The following is a 20,795-nucleotide window of genomic DNA, read 5'->3' as shown; positions in this document are numbered from 1 at the left end:
CACGTCCGCGCCGCCGACGAGGCTGTACGTCAGCGTCTGGCCGGGCTGGTCGGCGTCGCTCGCCGTCACTGTGGTCACGGCCGTGGTGTTCTCGGTCACGCTGAACACGCTGCCCGAGGTGATTGCCGGCGTGTTGTCGTTCACCGCAGTCACCGTGACAGCGATCGCTTGGGTCGACGTCAGCACACCGTCGCTAACCTGCACGGTCACGTCGTAGACGTTGTTCGCTCCGACATCGCTCGGCGCTTCGTGGTCAGGTGCCGCGACGAAGCTCAGCGCGCCCGTGGCCGCGTCGATCGCGAACCGGGCCACGTCCGCGCCGCCGACGAGGCTGTACGTCAGCGTCTGGCCGGGCAGATCGGCATCCGATGCGGTCACCGTGGTCACAGCGGTGGTGTTCTCGGCCACGCTGAACACACTGCCCGAGGTGATGGCCGGCGTGTTGTCGTTCACCGCAGTCACCGTGACAGCGATCGCTTGGGTCGACGTCAGCGTGCCATCGCTGACCTGCACGGTGACGTCGTAGACGTTGTCCGCTCCGACATCGCTCGGCGCTTCGTGGTCAGGTGCCGCGACGAAGCTCAGCGCGCCCGTGGCCGCGTCGATCGCGAACCGGGCCACGTCCGCGCCGCCGACGAGGCTGTAGACCAGCGCAGACGCAGCATGGTCCGGATCGCTCGCCGTCACGCTGGTCACCGCAGTGGTGTTTTCCGCGACGGTGACGGCGCCGCTGGCACCTCCGCCCAGGCTGGTGATCACCGGCGCATCATTGACCGGGGTGATGGCAAGCGAGGCAACAACGGGTGTGATGCTCCCACCATCGCCGTCACTGAGGTCAATCTGGACTGTGCGGGTAGCGCTGCCTGGATCGTCGCTGGTGTTGCGGTAGGTGATGTTGCGCAGAAGGGCCTGCACCGCCGTCGGCGTGGCGCTGGTGTTCAAGTTCACCTGCAGCGGGGTACTGCCGTTGCCAGGGCCGGTCCAGGTGCCGATCACCACGCCGCCGTAGGTCACCTCCAGCCCGCCGGCACCGCCCAGGCCGATCTGGCCGGCACCCAGGCCCTGGTTCCGGATGGAGAGTTCGTCGCTGCTGCTGCCGTTCGCCGTGATGGAGTAAGTGAGCACGCCACCACCGAAGTCTGCCGAATCGAGATCGGACACGGTCGCGCCCGCATCGAAGACGGCCGGATCGTTTTCGACATACGTGCCGCTGCTGGATGTGATGCCGAGCACTGGGGCATCGTTGACGCCGCTCACCATCACCGAGGTGTCATAGGCATTGCTGGTGCCGCCGTCGCCGTCGGTCAGCACGAAACGAACAGTGCGCGCGCCAGTCACGGGCGCAGCGGTGTCGCTGTTGACGTAGGTCGCCGCCAGCATCAGCGATTCCACCGCGGCCAGGCTCGCGTTGGCGTTGAAGGTGACCACCAGATCCGCCCCACTGCTGCCGCCCACGTAGGAGCCGATGCCGATGCCACCATAGGTGAGCGCCAACCCCGCCACGCCGATCTGCATGGCACCGTTACCCTGGTGGTGGAAACCGAGCACATCCTGTGCCGCCACGCCGCCGGCGACCAGCGAGACCGTGAGAGTTCCGCCGTCGAAGTCGGCAGAGTCAACGTCGGCGAGTGCCAGATTGATGTCCGCGGCGAATACGGGGACGCTGCCTTCGGCATAGACCACGCCGGCATCTGCCGCGGTGATGACCGGCGCGGAATTCACGGCACCGATGTTCACCAGCGTGCTGCCTGAACCCGATCGGGCCCCACCTGCGCCTTGCCCGCCGGTGTTGCCGTCGTTGAAGACCCAGTCGATCTGGACGTTGACCGGTGGCGTGGCGCTGGTGTTGGCATAAGCGATCTGTTGCAGCACCGCATTCACCTGTGCCGTGGTGGCATTGGCATCGAAGCCCAGCACCAGGGTTCCACTGGCATTGGCCGTGACAGTGCCGATGGTCATGCCCCCCACCACCAGCGCCCCGCCCTGCGTGAGCGCAGCGAGCGTGCCCGTGGCGCCGAATACGTCCTCGCCGTTCGCGCCGCCATTGCGCGCCAGCGTGAGCGTGGCACCGCTGAAGGCGTTCGCAGCCTCCAGTTCGGCATCTGACACGGTCAGCCCACCGTCGAGCACGACGACCGCCCCCCCCTCGGCAAACGTCGAGATGGCCCCCGATGGCGTGAGCACCGGGGCATCATTGGTCGACACCACCGACATGGTGACGACGTAGGGGGTGCTGGTGCCCCCGCTGCCGTCGGACACCGTCAGGCGGATGCTGCGGGTGGCTGTGTTCGGGGCATCGCTGGTGTCGCGGTAGGTGGCATTGCGCAGCAGTGCCTGCGCGGCAGCCACAGTGGCGTTGCTGTTGAAGGTGACGACCAGCGGCGCACTGCCGCCGCCAAAGCCGGTGTGGGTACCGATCACCACGCCGCCATAGGTCACGTCATTGCCCGACAAACCGATCTGGCCGGGGCTGGTGCCCTGGTGTCGGATACCCAGCTCGTCGGTGGCGGTGCCGTTGGCGGTGATCTGGAACGTGAGGTTGCCGCCGGTCAGGACGGCGTTGTCGATGTCGGTCAACGTGGCGCCCGGGTCGTACACGGCGGCCGCATTCTCGGTGTAGCTGCCGCCGCTGCCGCTCAGGGCCAGCACGGGGACATCGTTGACGCCAGTGACGGTGACCGTCTTGATGGCCGCGTCGCTCGTGCCCTCCCGGCCGTCGGCCAGGCGTATCTCGATGCTGCGCGTCAGCGTGGAGGGGGCCTCGGACACATTGTCGAACGTCAGATTGCGCAGCAGTGCCTGGGTCGCCGCCAGCGTCGCCTGGCTGTTGAACCCGACCATCAGCGGGGTCGATCCGTCAGTTCCCCCGGAAAAACTCCCGATGACCACACCACCGTACAGCACGTTGGCGCCGGACACGCCGATCTGCCCCGCCCCCGTGCCCTGGTTCCGGATGGCGAGCCGATCGTCGGCGCTGGCATTGCCGGACAGCGACACGCTCAGCAGTCCATTGCCGAACTGCAGGGAATCCGCATCGGTGACGGTGGCACCGGGGTCGATGACGATGGCCGCGCCGTTTTCCGTCCACGCTGCAGCACTGCCGCCGAGCGTGACGACAGGCGCCGCGCTGGATTGGCTGAACACAGCGATCGCATCCAGGCTTTCGCTGGCCGAGGACAAGCCCAGATCAGCGCCCCGCAGGAGCAGCGTGGCCGTGGCAGCGGACGTGCCGGTGCCCGTGGCCGAGACATCCAGGACAAAGAGGTCGAAGGCTGAAACCGCCAAGTCGTTGCTGCCGATGGTTTCGTTGCCGTTGAGCGACATCAGGAGCTGGCCAGGAGACAGGACCTGTCCGCCGAGCACCGTGGTCTGCGTGACCAGTTCCAGACCGGAGATCTGCCGCGTGTTGCCCACGCCTGCGCTGGCACCATCGAGCCACTCGGTCAGCGTACCGCTGGCGGGATTCAGGCCCGGATCAGTCGGTCGGAACAGGTTCACGTCCGAGTCGTAGGACGCGCTCGACAACACCAGCAGGAAGTCTCCGGCCTGCAATCCCACACCGCCCACGGTGACGGGCTGCTCGACCAGTGAAAAATCGCGCACCTTGTTGCCCGTCCCGCCGGGGTCACGCAGCACCACGGAGAACGTGCCGGCGGAATAGTCGGCGGATACCGTCGGGCGGAACAGCACGATGTCGTTGGGCGTCACCGCCACACCGCCCAGCACCTCGCTGGCAGCGACCGTGAACAACACGTCGCCGGCCTGCACGCTGATGGGGTTCACGGTGCCGATCGTCGTCGCACGGCCGACATGGTGCAGGCCGTTCAGGTCGGCGTTGCCGTCCAGGGCATGGGCATCGATGTCGAAGAGGGTCGAGAACGTTCCGGTGTTCGTTGCAGAACCCAGCGACAAATTCGGATTGCCCAGGCGGACCGCCACACCGTCGGTCCAGGACACGCCACCCGCGCCGGCCGAGGCCGTCGCGTTGCCCGTGGTGGACAGCCACAGCGCCCCTTCGTTCACCGACACCAGCAACACCTCGTTGTCTGTCAGCGCCCCGCCAGTGCCGCTGTTGCCGAGATCGCTGCTGCTGATCTGGAGCGTCGCCGTACCGGTGAATCCGGGCGTCGGTGCAAACGCGAGGCCATTCAATGCCGCGTTGATGTCCGCCAGGCGGCCGGACAGGGTCATGGTGCTGTCGGCCACGCCATCGCCTGCGGTGAAGGTGAGGCCAGTGGTTCCCGCCAGGGTGAGCGTGCCGTCCGTGCTGGTCAGCACGATCTGGACGGGGAAGCTCCCGGCGTCCGGATCGCCCAGGGAAATGGCATTGCCATTGGCAGCCGACAGGACAAGCGTGACCCCACTGGCGGTGGTCTGCGTCGCGGGGACGGCATTGACCGGTGCATCGTTGACCGCCACCACCGCCATGCTTACCACGGCGGGCGTGCTGGTGCCACCGCTGCCGTCGCTGACCGTCAGTTCGATGGTGCGGGTGGCCGTACCCGGGTTGTCGCTGGTGTCGCGGTAGGTGACGTTGCGCAGCAGCGCCTGCACCGCCGCGGTGGTGGCGTTGCCGTTGAAGGTCACCACCAGCGGCGTGCTGCCGTTGCCGAAGCCGGCATAGGTGCCGATGACAACACCGCTGCAGGTCACGTCGGTGCCCGACAGGCCGATCTGGCCCGCACCGGTGCCTTGGTGGCGGATGCCCAGTTCGTCGGTGGCGGTGCCGTTGGCGGTGATCTGGTAAATGAGGTTGCCGCCCGCCAGCACGGGGTTGTCGCTGTCGGTGAGCATGGCGCCCGGGTCGAACACGACCGCCGCGTTTTCCGTGTAGCTGCCGCCGTAGCCGGACAGGGTAAGCACCGGCGCCTCGTCGGGCACGGCGGCCACCACGTTCATCGCGAACTCGGAGCTTGCACCATAGGTCGCCGGACCGGTCTTGACCGTGGCCGTGGCGCTGACACGGGAACCTGCCGCTGGTGCAACGCCTGCCAAGGTCACATCGATCGCGGCCCGGCCGGCTCCGTCCGTGGTGACGTCGGTGTAGCCAAGCCAGGTGGCCCCCTCGCCGTACCCGGTCGGGTCTTCGGTTCCGAGGGAGCTGGAAAAGAACTCGATGCGCAGCGTCGTGCTGGCGGAGGTGCTGATCTCGCCACGCATTCGCACATCGGCGCCCTGGATGTCCGCGCCGTAGAGCAGCGGCGTGTTCAGCAAGGTGTTGGCCCCCGTGTCGGTGTCGCCCGCATCATTGGCGGTCAGGCCGTCGTTGCCCAGGTCGATGGCCAGGCCGGTGTTGTCGTGGAAGGTGTTGCCGACCACGGTGGTCTGCGCACCGGGCGTCAGGACCACGACGCCAGCACCCGTGTTGCCAGCGATGGTGTTGCCTTCTCCCACACCCGTGCCACCGATGCGCACGCCGGTGCTGCCGCTGTTGGCCAGAATGCCGCCGCTGACGCCCGTGCCACCGCCGTTGCCCAGCAGCCCGCCACCAGTGGCCGCCACGCCAATCTGGTTGCCCTGGATCGTCACGCCGTTGGCATAGAGGTAGATGCCGCCGCGGGCCAAGCTCCAGCTCGTCGCCGTGTTGCCGGACAGGACGTTGCCGGCGATCGTGGTGAACGCCGCCTGCTGGTCCACCACCACCGCGAAGCCGCCATTGGACAGCGCGCCCGTGCCCGCCGCGTTGACACCGATCCAGTTGGACAGCACCGCGTTGCCGATGGTGTTCGCGTCGGAAAGGAAGACGCCGTACTCCTGGTTGCCGGAGATCAGGTTCCGGTACGCACTGCCTGGTCCGCCGATCGTGTTGCCGGAAGCGCCCGCACCGATGCCGATGCCCACGCCCGCATTGCCCACGGCCGCGGTGCCAGCCAGGTTGGTGCCGATGCGGTTGCCCTGGACCTGGTTGCCGGTCGAGCCGGCGCCGCTGAGGTTGATGCCATCGTTGACGTTCCCCGAGATCAGGTTGCGCGCCGCGGCGGTGGTGCCACCAATGACGTTGTTGGCCGAGTTGTCCACCACGATGCCCCAGGAGTTGCCAGCGGTGGCGGTGCCGGTGGCGTTGGTACCGATGAAGTTGCCTTCGATGGTGTTGCCGCCACCGGACGACAGGTAGAGACCGTAATGGCCGAAGTTCTGGATCACCAGACCGCGCACCGTGCTGTTGCCGGCGGTGATGACCAAGCCATCGGCCGAGCCGGCTGCGGCACTGCCATTCAGCACCACCACGGGCAAGCCGCCTGCCGCGGCCCAGTCGGCATCCGTCGTGGCGTCGATCACCACCGCCTCGGTCACGGTCGGCAAGGCATCCGGCAGGTTGCCCGGGTCGGCGCTGTCGTAGGACAGGGTGATGGTGTGGGCGCCGCCGACCAGCGCATCGGTGATGTCGAAGACGATGCGGTCGGCGCCGCCCACGGCATTGGCGGTGTTGTTCGCCGCCGTGATCGCCTCGCGCAGGCTGATGCGGCCGTCGGCGCCCCGGCTGGCGATCAGGGCTGCGATGCTGCTGGTGTTGCCGTCGAAGACATCGAAGGCGGTCGTCACGACCAAGGCATTGACGGTGTCGCTGTCCGCATTGGCCATGGACACGTCGGCCGGATCGAGCCCGTTGTAGCTGGCATCGGCGCTGACCGCAGGTGCCAGGACGACGTTGGACCAGACCGTGCCATCGACGAAGGTGTCGTCCACGCCCGTGACCGTGACGATCTGGGCCACGTTCCAGTTGGCGCTGGTGAAGGTGAGCGTGCTGGTGCCCAGGGACAGCTCGGTCGAGTCGGACACGTTGAGGGCGATCGAGACGTTGGCGGTGGGCGCCGTGGCCAGGACGACGCTGAAACTGCCGGTGGCCTGGCCTTCGCTGGTGTTCGACAGGCTCTGGACGATCACCCCGGCCACCGCGTTGGTCGCGTCGACATTGGCGGCGAATTCGGAGGTGCTGCCGTAGTTGCCCCCGCCCTGGTCCACGGTGGCAGTGGCGCTGACGACATGCCCTGCCGTGACGGTGACCCCGCTCAGCAAAGCGCCAAAACTGGCGTTACCGCTGCCGTCGGTGGTGACGGTGGCGGTGCCGAGGTAGACCGCCGCTTCGCCGAAGCCGCTGGGATCCGCCACGGGTGAGGAGAAGAACTCGATGCGGTAGGTGGCGGACGCCTGGCTGTTGAGGGTGCCGATGACCGTGGTGTTGCCGCCGGTGCTGTTGGCACTGGACAGGACCGGGAAATTCTGCCGACCGTTGGCGCCGGTGTCCACATCGAGTGCATCGTTGGCGAGCACGGCACCGAACGGTTCCAGGTCGATGCCCAAGCCGCCGTTGCCGGTCATGCGGTTGCCCAGAACACTGACACCCGACGCCCCATTGCCGATCTCGACACCCGCCCCCGTGTTGGCCGCGATCAGGTTGCCTTCGTTCGCACCCGTGCCGCCGATGCGCACACCGCTGCTGCTGTTGAAGACAAAGACCCCGCGGTCATGGTTGCCCAGTGCCGTGACACCGTCGGACCCAACACCAATGGAATTGCCCTGGATGGTCACATTCGAGGTGCCATTGACCGAAATCCCGCCCCAGAGCTGGCTCGCGGCGATGACGTTGCGGTCGCTGGACAAGGCACTGCCAATGACCGTTCCCGTGCCGGCGTTGAGCAGATCGATCGCCCAGAACACATTGCCCCGCGCCTGGGTGCCGGTGACGTCGGTTCCGAGGTAGTTGCCCACGATGCGCGTATCGGCCACCCCGGACCCGACCACGATCGCCTTGTCCGCAAACGCCGAGACCACAAGTCCGCGAATGGTCGATCCGCTGGCTTGCACGCTCAATCCCGTGTTTGCCACGTAGCCTCCGTCGAGCATGACCGCCAGCGCGGCGAGCGCATCCGGCTCCGTGCGGCCATCGATTTCGACGGCGTCGGTCAGATCCGGCAGGTTCGTCGTCAGTGCAATCGTGTGGGCGCCCGCCACCAGCGGATCGGCCATGTCGAAGATGATCCTGTCCACGCTGGTGCCATTGGCCGTGTTGTTGGCTGCCGTGATGGCTTCGCGCAGGCTGACGAAGCCGTCGGCGCCCTTGTTCGCCAGCAGCGTGCTCAGGCTGGTGGTGTCGCCGTCGCTGGCGTCGCTGGTAGTGTCCACCGTGACGGTGGCCTGTGTGCTCGACACGACGGCGATGTTGCGCGCGAATTCCGAGGTGTCGGTGAAGGTGATGTAGGTGGCATCACTCTTCGTCGCGGTCGCGGTGACGAACTCGCCCACGGCCACGTTGGCACCCAAGGTCGTGCTGATCGTCGCATTGCCCGAAGCGTCGGTGGCGACATGGGCGTAGCCAAGGTAGCGCTGGCCTTCGCCGTAACCCGTCCCGTCCTGGCTGGTGTTGGCGAAGAACTCGATGCGGTAGTAACTGCTGGCAGTGCTGTTGAGCGTGCCGGTGAGGACGAGCTGGCTGGCGGCGTCGGTGCGCGCGGTCGCCAGCACCGGGAAGTTCTGCAGGTTGTTGGCGCCGTTGTCGCCGTCACCGAGATCATTGGCGGTCACGCCTTGCGTGCCGAGGTCGAGGCCGAGACCTGCGTTGCTGTAGACCGTGTTGCCCAGCACGGCGTTGCTGGCCGTGCTGTTGCCAGAGACATGGATGCCCGAGGTCCAGACACCGCCCTGCCCGCTGAAGGCGACGGTGTTGCCGGCGCCAGCCGCCGTGCCGCCGATCTGGTTGCTGGTGGCACCGCCTTCGACCAGGATGCCGTTCTCCTGCATGCCCCAGTTGGCCGTGCCTGCCAGGTCAGTGCCGATGCGGTTGCCCTGTACAACAGTGCCGGACACGGCCCCGTCGAGTTCGATGCCCACCAGCCCGGACCCGGCGATCCAGTTGCCACTGTTGGCGCCCGTGCCGCCAATGACGCTGTTGTCCGCACCGCCGTGAACATAAATGCCATCCCCGCCATTGCCCAGCATCCCTGTCCCGGCCGCGTTGATGCCCAGCCAGTTGCCGCGCACGGTGTTGCCGTCGCTGGCTTCATTGGCAATCTCGATGGCATCGTCTCCATTCCCGGCAATGACATTGCGCTGTGCGGCCAGGGCGCCGCCGAGGGTGTTGGCGTTGGCCCCGCCTTGCAAGAGGATGCCGTCGTAGGTGTTGCCGCGGTCCAGCAGCCCGGTGGCATCGGTGCCGATGTAGTTGCCCGCCACCGTGTTGGCGGTGACTTCGGCGTCCTCCATCAGGATGCCGGTATCGTTGCCCGAGATGACGTTGCGCTCGCCGGTGTCGTTGCTGCCGTCGGCGTTGGTCCCGATCAGGTTGCCGGTGACCGATGTGGCCGTGCCGCCCTTGTAGAAGTACACCCCGGCGCCGGTATTGCCGATCAGCGTGCTGCCATCCGCACCCAAGCCGATCAAGTTGCCCTGAACGCGGTTGCCGGTGGAGCCGGCGGCCACCAGCACACCGTTGGCGTTGCCGGAGATCACGTTGCCAGCGCCCGCCAGACCGGATCCGGCCTGGTTACCGGACGCACCGTTCCAGAACGAGACCCCGCCTTGCGCATTGCCCAATGCAAGCACACCGGAGGCATCCGTGCCGACGTAGTTGCCCTGCACGACATTGCCCGTCGTGCCGATGTCCATCATCTCCACGCCATACCAGTTGTTGCCGGAGATGACGTTGCGTTCAGCGGTGTCGTTGGCACCGTCGGCGTCGGTGCCAATCCGATTGCCGCTGGCACCACTGCGGAGGATCACGCCACTGGCGCCATTGACCGAAGCGCCGCCGTTCAGGTCGGCTGTGCCGGTGCGGTCGGTACCAATGTAGTTGCCGATGACGACATTGCCGGTCGCTGCGACGCCATCGATCAGGACACCGACGGTGCCATTGCCAGAGATGGTGTTGCGCTGGCCCGCGGCCACTCCGCCGACGGTGTTGCTGGCGGACTGGATGAAGATGCCATCGCCGTCGTTGCCGAGCGCCGCGTCACCGCTGGCAGTCGTGCCGACGTAGTTGCCCACCACCTGGTTGCCGGTGGCGCCACCACCGATCCAGACGCCCGTGCCACTGTTGCCGGAGATGACGTTGCGGTCCGCCACGGCCGACCCGCCGATGACGTTGTTGTCCGCATTCCAGACGTTCACGCCCTGCTGGTTGCCGCGGTCGGTGACGCCGTCGGTACCGACACCGAACCAGTTGCCTGCCACGGTGTTGCCGGCGCTGCCGGAGATGTCGATGCCGTCCTGGGTGAAGCGCTGGATGTTCAGGCCGCGGACCGAGCTGCCGTCCGAGCCGGTGTACAGGCGCAAGCCGTCCACCACGGCATTGCCGCCATCAAGCACGATGACCGGCTGGCTGCCGTTGAGCACGAAGCTGTCGTCGGTGCGGCCGTCGATGTCCAGTGCCTGGCTCACCTGCGGCAGCAGGGAGGCGAGCGCGATGGTGTGCGCATCGGTGCCAGCGATGCCGAAGACGATCTTGTCCGGCGTGGCGCCGTTGGCGGTGTTGTTGGTGGCCGCGATGGCCTCGCGCAAGGAGATGCGGCCGTCGGCACCACGGTTGTTGCCGAGGTTGGTGATGGAGCTGGTCGTGCCGTCCAGCGTGTCGGCCGTGGTATCGACCACGACCACGCCGCTGGCGGTGGCGATCACGTTCATCGCAAATTCGGAGGTCGCGCCGTAGTTGCCACCACCAAGGTCCACAGTTGCAGTGGCGGTCACGCGGTCGTTGTGATTCACCCAGGCATCAGTCAGCATCGCCGTGAAGGACACCACGCCCACCACCCCGGACGAGACCGTGGTGTAACCGAGGTAGCGCTCTCCCTCGCCGTAGCCGGTGCCATCCTCGCCGCCCCGGTGGTTGGCATAGAAGTCGATGCGGTAGGTGCCCAGAATGGACGTGTCGAGCGAGCCGGAGATCGCCGTGCCGGCCGGCGAGGAGGTGGCGCTGGTCAGGACCGGAAAGTTCTGCAGGCTGTTGGCGCCGACGTCGTAGTCGCCGAAGTCATTCAGCGTGGTGCCGTTGTCGGGGCCGAGATCGATGCCGGTTTCGCTGTTGGCGGTGGTGGCGTTGCCGAAGATGGCATTGGCAGTGCCAAACGCGGTGTTGACCAGCACACCGTCGCCGGTGTTGTTGGCGATCAGGTTACCGGACCCCGCCGCACCGCCGCCGATGACCGAACCGGTGGTGTTGCCGGACATGCGGATGCCGTCCAGGCCGTTGCCGCGGGCGACGGCAGCGGTGGCATCGGTGCCGATGTAATTGCCGAGTACCTGTGTACCTGTGGCGTCGGTGATGGAGATGCCACTCAGCACATTGGAGGCGATCACGTTGCGCCCGGCGACCAGGGTCGAGCCGATGACGGTGTTGGTGGACTGGTAGACGCTGACGCCGTTGTGCGTGTTGCCCAGGCTGCTGGTGCCGTTTGCAGCCAGTCCGATGGTGTTGCCGAGCACCGTGTTGCCGACCGACGCAGACCCGTCGATCGCGATGCCGGAGTTGTTGTTCCCGGACACGACATTGCGCGCCGCGGCCGTCAGTCCGCCGATGGTGTTCATGCTGGCGCCGCCGTCGATCTGGATGCCGTCCTCGCCGTTGCCAAGATCGACCAGCCCGGACGCCGAGGTGCCGATGTAGTTGCCCAGCACGGTGTTGCTGTTGGCGCTGGCACTCGATATCTGGATGCCCATGGTCGCATTGCCCGACACCACGTTGCGGGCAGCAGACGTGGTGCCACCAATGGTGTTGGACGCCCCCAGCACAACAATGCCGACGCCCGAATTCGCCAGCGTGCTGGTGCCTGTCGCGTTCAGGCCGACCGTGTTGCCCGCGACCAGATTGCCACTGGCCGTGGCACCCAGGGTGATGCCCACGGCCCCGGCGCCAGAGCCGTTGCCGCTGATCAGGTTGCCGGCGCCACTCGCACTGCCGCCGACCGTGACACCGCTGACGTCGTTGAGAAAGACCCCGTGCCAGGTGTTGCCGAGATCGCCGGAGCCGGCGGCATTGGTGCCGATGTAGTTGCCCTGGATCACCGTGCCGCTGGCACCGGCGCCGACAACGCTGACACCGATATTGGTGTTGCCGGAAATGACGTTGCGGTCCGCCGCCGTCGTTCCGCCCACGGTGTTGTTGGCGCCAGCGTAGATGTTGACGCCGTTGTTATTGGCGACAGCGGCGGTCCCTGCGGCATTGGTGCCGATGTAGTTGCCCGCCACCGTGTTGCCAGCACTGACGATGTCGATGCCGCTGCTGGTGAAGCCCTGGATCACCAGTCCGCGCACCACGCTGCCGTCACTGCCTGCCTGCAGATCCAGGCCAACGGCAATGCTGTTGCCACCGTTCAGCACGATGCCCGGTACGCCACCATTGGTGCCGTCGATCGTTGTGCGCCCGGTGATCTGCGGCAGGGCACTGGCGAGATTGATGGTTCCATTGACGGTGAAGTTGACCGTGTCAGCGCCCCCGCCAGCGTTCGCATTGAGGATGGCCTGGCGCAGCGAACCAGCGCCCGAGTCGTTGAGGTTGGTGACAGGGATGGCGTTGAGCGTCCCCTGCCATTCGGCCTGGACGGTCGCGTCGAAGGCAACGGCTCGCTCGATCTGCCCGGACTGGTACTCCAGCAACCAGTCCCCGCCCTCGTCGGCCGAACCGGTCAGATTGGTGCTGGCGGCCACATCGGCGCCAGTGAGATCACTCAACTGGTGCACGAAAGCGGCACCCGCAAGGCCTTGTGCCACGTCACAGCCGTAGACCAGGAGGTCCGCGCCATCGGTGAGGGCCAGTCGCCAATCGGAGACTTCCTGCGCCCGCGCCTCCAGCAGCGCCGCATCGACCGTGGTCGTGCCCAGCCGCAGCGAGCCTGCATCGCCGTGGCTGACGAGGTGTACGGCGGAGAGATCCTGCCGGGTCGCCAGCAGTGCGGTGATCTGGGACAGACCGTCCGCTGATGCATCGGTCACCACCACCTCGATCTGGCAGGCAGCGGTCGCTCTCGACCACCACATCATGGCCAGTTGCGAGGCGCCGTCGATGCCACCGTCGATGACCACCAGTTCGTGCCGGACCTCGGCTTCCCAGCGGTCAGAAACTGCGGTTGTCGACGCTGCCGAATCCGCGCCGGGCGTCTCACCATCCAGCGATGAAGCCCCAAGCCAGCGCACGCCTTGTGCATCGGTCCAGGGCAGCACCTCGGCCTCCCCCCCAAGTGCGGCGAGCCGGGCAAGGCCGTCTGCGTCACCGTCGATCAGCAGCACGGACGGCGCAGGCGCGTCCGCCGACGCGCGCGCCTGGCGGTCCGCGAGGGTCAGATCCCAGTCCTCGACCCGGCGATCGACCAGCAGCCAGCGCGCGGCGTCCGGAGCGGCCGGCGCCGTTTGGGCCGCCTCCACGCTGCGCACGTCCGCCACCGGCACACCGCCGAACAGCAGCGCGGCATCGGCAGAATAGAGGATGCGGGCTTCCAGCTCCTCGATGCCGGTGCGGTGGACAACCCTCATCAGACCCACCCGTCAGCGGGCAGCCGTGGGCGTGACCGTGGCCCACTCGGGCAGGCAGCGCACACCAGCCAGGATGGCATTGTCCGGATTCGGCAGCGTCAGCCGCGCGCGGAAGGTGCGGCTGGCGGCGTCGACGATCTTGTCCACCCGCTCGACCGTGGCGGTCTTGCGGGTGGCCCCCGGGTAATCGGGCTTGAGCTGCACCGCGTCGCCGGCCTTCAGGCGACCCAGGTCGGACAGCGGCAGCACCAGTTCGACCCGCAGCGGGTCCAGCCGCGCGATGCGCAGGATCGGCTTGTCATCGACCCGTTCACCCGGATTGAGAAAGCGGTCGACGACCACGCCGTCGATGGTGGCGGCCAGTTCGCGCTGGGCGAACTGCGAGCGCGCGGTTTCGGTGTCGCTGGCGGCGGCGCGCTGCTGTTCGCGCACGGCGTCGATGCGGCGGTGGGCGACCTCGGATTCCGAACGGGCCTGTTCCACCGCCACCTCGGAGATGAAGTTCTGCCGGCGCAGATCCTCGGCGCGCACGAGCTTGCTGCGCGCGAGTTCGGCGGCGGCACGCGCGGCGCGCAGCTCGGCCTGCACTTCCGAGCGGTTGCTGGCGGCACTCAGGTTGGCGCGCTCGACCTCGCGCCGCAGCGTGGCGACCACCGTGCCGCGGCGCACCGCGTCGCCGCGCTCGACCGCCACCGTGGCCAGCACGCCGACCACCGGGCTGCCGATGTCCACGACCTGCGACGGCTCGATCAGACAGGCCAGCGGCGCTGCCTGGACGGTCGAGGCCAGCAGCCAGCCCACCGCCACAACACCCACACGACGACCGTGTTCTTTCACCGCAGACTCCAAGCTCATCATTCTTCCCACCCGCTGTACGCCAGCCGTCCGGCCCCGGCGCGGTCCTGGCGCAACAGGGCGCGGCGCTCGCGGATCTGGGCCCATTCGTCGAGCAGCATCGCCACGTGCCAGACGCCCACCGTCCAGCGCGAGGCGGGGGGACGAGGCACAAGCGTAGCGAGCAGCCAGCGCGGCAGCCGCCGGAACAGCAGTCCTTCTCCGACACACACCAGCGTTTCGGCCGAGCCCGGATCGCCCTGGCGCGCCGACCGTCCGGCCAGCTGGCGCCACTGCCGGGCCGGCAACGCATCGGCGCACACCAGGACATGCAGACCGCCCGCCGCCCGCACGGCGGGGCTGAGCCGGATGTCGGTGCCGCGCCCGGCCATCTGGGTGGACACCGTGATGCGCCCAGCCTGCCCGGCGCGGGCGATGACCTCGTTTTCCAACCGGCTTTGCACCGCGTTGAGCACCATCGGCCGCAAACCGCGTGCCCGCAGACGCTGCGCGAGCTGCTCCGATTCGGCCACCGACGCCGTGCCGATCAGCACCGAACGCCCCTCGGCCACCACCACGCTTGCCCGGTCGGCGACAGCCTGCCAGCGCTGTTCGGCGTCGGCGAATACCCGCACGCCGAGATCCCGCCGTTGCACTGGGTGGTGGCGCGGGATGCGGATGACCGGCGTGCCATGGCTCAAGGCCATCTCGGGCGCCACCTCGGCCAGCGTGCCGCTCATGCCGCCGAGCTGGTGGTAGCGGCTGAACAGGCGCTGGTAGGTGAGCTGTGCCAGCGTCTGCTGGGGTGCGGGCATGGGCAGCGATTCCTTGAGGGCGAGCAACTGGTGCAGGCCACGCGACCACTGGCGCTCCGGGGCAGCGCGGCCGGTGATGGGGTCGATGAAGACGATGCGCTCGTCCTGCACCGCGTAATCGCGGTCGCGCTGCAGCGCATGCAGCACGGTGAGCGCACGCAGCGCCCAGTCCTCGCGCCAGCGCAGGTCGGACCATGGCCGCTCGGCCGCCCAGGGCTGCGCGGCGAGCCAGTCGCGACCGGCGCGGGTCAGGCGCACGGTGGCCGCACCGCTGCCGGTCGCCGCCGTGACCAGGGCGTGGCGGTCGATGTCGAGCGTCTGCGCCCGGGTGAGCAAGGTGCGCAGTGCGTCCTCCGGCAGTGCCTGCGCACCCTGGCCGGACAGGATCAGCGGCACGCGCGCCTCGTCACAGAGCACGCTGTCGGCCTCGTCGATCAGCGCGAGACACAGCCCGCGCATCAGCGGTCCGCCGGTCGGGTCACCGGCATCGGTCCACGCCAGCCGACCGCCCGCCCGGCCGTGGGCAACGCGGTCGCGCAGGTGATCGAAGGCCACCTCGCGCGCCGCGGCGTAGGTCACGTCCGCCGCATAGGCGTCGCGGCGCTGCGCCGGCGTCGAAGCGGAAGTCACACACGCCACCCGCAAGCCGAGCACCTCGTAGAGCGGACGCAGTTCGGCCGCGTCGCGCTCGGCCAGGTAGTCGTTCGCGGTCAGCACATGCGTGGGCACACCCGCCAGCCCGGCGCAGGCCGCCGCGAGGAACATCGCCACGGTCTTGCCTTCGCCAGTGGCCATCTCGACCAGGCAACCCTGCAGCATCGTCCAGGCCGCCAGGTGCTGCGTGTCGTGTGGGGCGAAGCCGAGATGGGTCTGCACGAGTTCGGCCAGCCGCCGGAACACCGCCGCGCAAGCCTTGGGCGTGTAACCGTCGCGTCGCAACCGGGCAAGCGTGCGCGGCCAGGTACCCGGATCGGGTGCCAGTCCGCGCAGGGCAGCCAGAAACACCGCCCGTTCGCGCCGCACACGCCACGCCGTTTGCACCGCCAGCGCGAGCGTCCGGGCATCCGTGCGCTGTGGATAGGTGCCCCAGATCGGCCCGGGCCGCACCAGCGCCATGGCCGAAACGGCGGTGGTGGCGACCACGTCAACGGCCTCCGGGCACGTCGGTGGCCTCGCCAAGGTGGCGCAAGGTGAGCTGTTGCAGGCGGCGCAGCAGGCGCGCGCCCAGCGGCTGCGCCCCGTGGTCGAAACGCACCAGCAGCCGTGATCCGAGCCTCTGCACCGCCAGATCCGGCACCTGCACGTCGATCACCGCCACCGGCTGCAGCGTGCGCAGGCCGTCCGCGTCGGCAGGATCGGTCTCGATCCGCCCACCCACGTGCACGCCCAGCGCCGCCGCCGGGAGCACCGAACCGGTCTCCGGCACCACACCATCCCAGCGGCCGGTGTAGGCGTGTCCCGCCTCTTCCGGCCGCATCACCGACACCGCCCGCACACCCGACAGCAGCCACGCGATGTCCTCGTCGCGCACCACCGTGCGCGCCACCAGCCGGTCATCCGCCAGCACATAGCCCAGCAGCTCACCACGTTGCACGTAGCGGCCCAGCAGGGTCTGCGGCTCGATCCAGCTCACACGGCCGGCACGGGTACTGCGCAGCGCCATCTGTTCGATGCGCCGGGAGAGTTCGGCCTCGCGGGCCTGCAGGGTGCCCGCTTCAGCTTCGGCGCGCTGGGCCGCGGCGGCGTCATGCACCTGCAGGCGGTTGACCTGCACCTCCAGCTCCAGCCGCCGGGCGTGCAACCTGGCCAGTTCGACCAGCTGGTCGTCGTTGTGCAGCGTCAGCAGCGGCGCGGCGGTCTGCACGGCGCTGCCCCCCGGCGCTTCGACCGCTGCGACGAAACCATCGGCCGGCGCACGCACCAGCGCTTCCTCCGGCATCCAGGCCTGCGCCTGCGCGACGGTGGCCTGGGGCATTGGCACCAGCAGCACACCCGCCAGCAGCGCCGTCACCACCACCAATCCAAGCGATGCGGTCCGCAGGCGCCGCCCCTGCAGCGACGGCGAGCGGGCCAGCCAGCGCAGGCTCGCCAGCAGCGGTTGCCCGACCTGCATCCACAGCGCGATCGCACCGGCCATCAATGCCAGCATGGCCGCCGTCTGCGCCAGCCACAGGCAGGCCGACACCGCCACCAGCACGCCGAATAGCCACGCCACTGGCGCATAGGCCAGCGTCACGCCACGCTGCAGCCAGCTTCCCGCCGGCAAGGCCGAGCCGACGGCCTGCCCGCCCAGCCGCTGCTGGACCTGATCGATCCACCAGCGCCGGCTGCGCTGTGCAAGGTTGGGCAGGTCGAGTGCGTCGGTCAGCACGTGGTAGCCGTCCATGCGCACCAGGGGATTGGCGTTGGCCAGCAAGGTCGAAATGCCCCCGACCAGCGCCACCGACAACGCCAGATCGCGCACCATGCCCGGCTGCACCGCCGACCAGACCAGCACACCCACCGCCGCCAGCACGCTTTCCACCAGCACGCCCGCGGCGCTGATCAGAATGCGTTCACGCCGCCGCGACAGCCCGGTCGCCGCCGACGCATCGACATAGGGCGCCGGCACCAGATAGAGGAAGCCGATGCCGACGTGGTGCACCTCGGCGCCGTAGCGCCGCACCGCCAGCGCGTGGCCGAGTTCATGCAGTGCCTTGATCAGCGGATAGACCACCCAGCTCAGTGCCAGGAACGCCGGGCTGCCGAGCCGCTCGCGTGCATCGACTTGCAACGCCGGCCACTGCAGCGCCACCTGCATCAGCCCGACACCCACCAGCGCCAGGGCCAGCAGCAGCACCAGCGGATGCGACAGCGCGTGGGCCAGCGGGTCGAGCCGGGTCAGCCAGCGGGTCGGATCACCCAGCGGCACGCGCCAGGACAGGGGGTTGAGCGACGCCCGGCGGCGGCGGCGGTCGACCTGTTCTTCGCCCCGCATCAGCGCGTGCAGATCGGGCAGGCGGTCGGACTGCAGCAACCCGGCTGCATCGAGGTTGGCCAGCCACTCCAGCACCTCGTGCTGGGTCGGCGGCTGCGATCGGTGGGTGCTCAGCCAGGTCCAGATCTCGCCGATGGTGCGCCGCCCGTCGAAACGCCCGACGAAGGACCAGGCGGACTCGTCGAGCAGGTGGTGGCGCCCGGTGAGCAGATCCGCGAGCACATGGCGGGTAGCCCCCTCGCTGCCGCGGTGGCGCACGCGCACCGTCGGCCGCAGCCGGGGGACGATGTTCGCCACCCGGTACCAGAGCGGGCTGTCGAGCGGAACCGGGTCGAGCACCTCGCCCACAGCCGCCAGGGTCGGTTCCGGACTCATCCGAGCAGTGTCCACCAGCCCATGCGCAGCCAGTCGAACAGCCGGCCGAACAGGTCCACCGCGAGCGGATGGCGCCCGGTGTCGAGCCGCGTCACGCCCTCGAAGCCGGGGCGCAGCGTCGCGGCGTTCGACACCAGCGCGCCCTCCACCTCGAAGCCGTTGCGTCCTTCGCGGACACGCGCCACGGGGGTGATGTGCGTGACGGTCATGGGCAGCGCCTGTCCCGGGCGGGCGGCCACGCGCAGCGCGCCGATGGTGCCGATCTGCACGCCCGCGACATCGCGCTCATCGACCCAGAGCACCAGCCGGAACCCATCGACGGGCGCCACCGTCATCATCACTTCGCCGCGCTTGACGGGTGCCCCCACCGAGCGGCTGAGGTCGCCCGACACCACGACGCCCGTGAGCGGGGACAGCACGCGACCGCGCTCCAGATCGCGCCGCGCCAGATCGGCGCGGGCACGGGCTTCGTCGACCTTGGCCATCTGGACGACGATCTGGGCCTGGTCGTGCCGGGCCAGCGCTTCGTTGACGGCGCTCTCGGACTGGGCCAGCGCGGCTTCGGCCGTGCGGAGTTCGTTGGAGGCCTGTTCACCGTCGAAGTCGATCAGCGACTGACCGGACTGGATCTGCGCGCCCGGGCGGGCGTAGACGACCGAGATGAAACCATCGCGCGGCGCCACGAGCTGCCGCTCGTGCAGGCCCTGGACCCGCGTCGGCGCCACCACTTCGCGGTGCACCGGCAACAGTCCGATCACCAGCGCCACGCCCAGCGCGACGGGCCAGACGTGCCGGCGCAGCGGTTCCAGCCACGCCGGCCAGGCGACCAGCGACGTCGAACCGCGGCCGGTCGACCGCGTCAGATACAGGCGCAGCAGCGGCGTCAGGTAAGTGGCCGCCTGCTCCAGCCGGAGGATTTCTTCGGTGCGGAACGGGGCGCCCAGGTCCCGCTGCAGCGTCAGCGCCCCCAGCACCAGGCCGTCACCGCCCAGCGGTACGGTGCAGACCGCACATGCACCCATCGCGCGGCTGAGCTGGACGTGGGCCAGCCCCGCCTGCATGGGGCCATGGCGGCGGGCCGGGTGTGTGAGCGTGCAAGCGCTGGCGGCGGCTTCCTGCATCGCGGCATGCAGGTCGCGCACCAGCTCGGCGGCATCCGACAGGCGCGGCAGATCGGACACCGCCAGCACCTCCAGATCGGAGCGGGTCTGCCGGCGCAAGCCCAGCGCGACCCGGTCACATTGCAACCCGGACGCCAGGTGCAGCACCAGCGCCCGCAGCGCATCCGCACCCCGCGGCGCGTGCAGCAAGACGCCGACCGTCTCCATCAGCCACTCGGCGGCTGGAACAGCGCGCACCGACGCCGACGGCACGGCAGGGGTGGTGGAGAGGTCGCGGATCGCCGCGCTCAGCCGCGCCTCGGCCTGTGCCGGCGGGCTGGCGGGCGCGGCCACTTCGCGGGCAGGGGTACGGGGGACGGAGGAGGTGCTCACTGGTGGACAAACCCATGAATGCCCGCCAGTGTGGCGCCCGCTCCCGGCCGCTCAAGGCACGAAGAACCCGCGAATCACCGCACAGATCGCCCCGAAGCGACCCGCCGTTTCAGGCGCCCAGCGCGTCCGCCAGCACCAGCAGATCGTCCAGGTGGAGGTGCAGACCGGCCGGTGCATCGTCCGCGTCTGCGCTCGCCGGACCACGGTGCAGTGCCGCTTCGGGGCGCCGGATCCACGCCGTGTGCAGCCCCGCCCGCCGGGCGCCAACGACATCGAGCGTCCAGTCGTCACCGACATGCATCACCTGCCCCGCCGTGCAGCGCAGCTCCGCGCAAGCCGCCTCGAAGATGCGCACCGCCGGTTTGGCCACACCGCAGCTGCGGGCGCTCACGGCCCCGACAAAATACGGCGCCAGCCCGGTAGCGGCCAATTCGGCATTGCCGTTGGACAGCGCCAGCAGCGGAAAGCGCGCCGCCAGCCGCTCCAGCGCCGGTCGGACATCGCCGTACCACTGCACCCGCTGGCGCTCGGCGAAGAACACGGTGAACGCCGGCTCGGCCAGCGCCGGGTCGTCTCCCGCCGCAGCCAAGGCCTCGCGCAGGGTGATCAGCCGCAGCGCGGTCAGGTCGTGCGCCAGCGCCGGGTGTCGGCGCCCGACCTCGCCGCGCAGGCGCTGCAGCGTCGGCACATCGAAAGCCGCGGCGGTCGCGGGGGCGTGTGCGCGCAGCCAGTCCTGCAGCACGGCTTCCGCGCGCAGCAGCGTCGGCATGACGGGCCAGAGGGTGTCGTCCAGGTCCAGGGTGAGTGCGGTGATCGTCATCGTCATGCCGGCAGTGTCGGCGA

General features: G+C 68.9%; 6 protein-coding genes. All 6 read right to left on the bottom strand.

The annotated features are described in order from the left end of the window. Positions 1-13,458: DUF4347 domain-containing protein (locus tag RMP06_RS05450; RefSeq protein WP_310460757.1), on the bottom strand; the 13,458-nt coding region annotated here is incomplete at its 3' end. A gap of 12 nt (positions 13,459-13,470) precedes the next feature. Continuing rightward, on the bottom strand, positions 13,471-14,313 hold the full coding sequence (locus RMP06_RS05445; RefSeq protein WP_310460756.1) for an efflux RND transporter periplasmic adaptor subunit: 843 nt from the start codon (positions 14,311-14,313) through the stop codon (positions 13,471-13,473). Then, on the bottom strand, positions 14,313-16,250 hold the full coding sequence (locus tag RMP06_RS05440) for a preprotein translocase subunit SecA (RefSeq protein ID WP_310460755.1): 1,938 nt from the start codon (positions 16,248-16,250) through the stop codon (positions 14,313-14,315). The genes RMP06_RS05445 and RMP06_RS05440 overlap by 1 nt, the downstream gene beginning before the upstream one ends. A 1-nt stretch (position 16,251) precedes the next feature. Beyond that, complete coding sequence (locus RMP06_RS05435; RefSeq protein WP_310460754.1) at positions 16,252-18,459, bottom strand: hypothetical protein; 2,208 nt, start codon at positions 18,457-18,459, stop codon at positions 16,252-16,254. Continuing rightward, positions 18,456-19,952, bottom strand: a complete 1,497-nt coding sequence (locus RMP06_RS05430; RefSeq protein WP_310460753.1) for an efflux RND transporter periplasmic adaptor subunit — start codon at positions 19,950-19,952, stop codon at positions 18,456-18,458. Before RMP06_RS05430 ends, RMP06_RS05435 begins: the two co-directional genes overlap by 4 nt. A gap of 109 nt (positions 19,953-20,061) precedes the next feature. Next, the gene (locus RMP06_RS05425; protein WP_310460752.1) at positions 20,062-20,778 is read right to left on the bottom strand and encodes an HAD family hydrolase; all 717 of its coding nucleotides are present in this window, start codon (positions 20,776-20,778) and stop codon (positions 20,062-20,064) included. Positions 20,779-20,795 lie beyond the last annotated feature (17 nt).

The sequence above is a fragment of the Sphaerotilus sp. genome (genome assembly GCF_031429695.1).
Taxonomy (GTDB): domain Bacteria; phylum Pseudomonadota; class Gammaproteobacteria; order Burkholderiales; family Burkholderiaceae_C; genus Sphaerotilus.
This window is presented reverse-complemented; position numbering and strand designations above follow the sequence as displayed.

What these genes read in the sequence shown, in the direction of transcription:
- RMP06_RS05425 (WP_310460752.1), bottom strand. Translation starts at nt 20,778, where the DNA reads ATGACGATGACGATCACCGCACTCACCCTGGACCTGGACGACACCCTC.
- RMP06_RS05445 (WP_310460756.1), bottom strand. Translation starts at nt 14,313, where the DNA reads ATGAGCTTGGAGTCTGCGGTGAAAGAACACGGTCGTCGTGTGGGTGTT.
- RMP06_RS05435 (WP_310460754.1), bottom strand. Translation starts at nt 18,459, where the DNA reads ATGAGTCCGGAACCGACCCTGGCGGCTGTGGGCGAGGTGCTCGACCCG.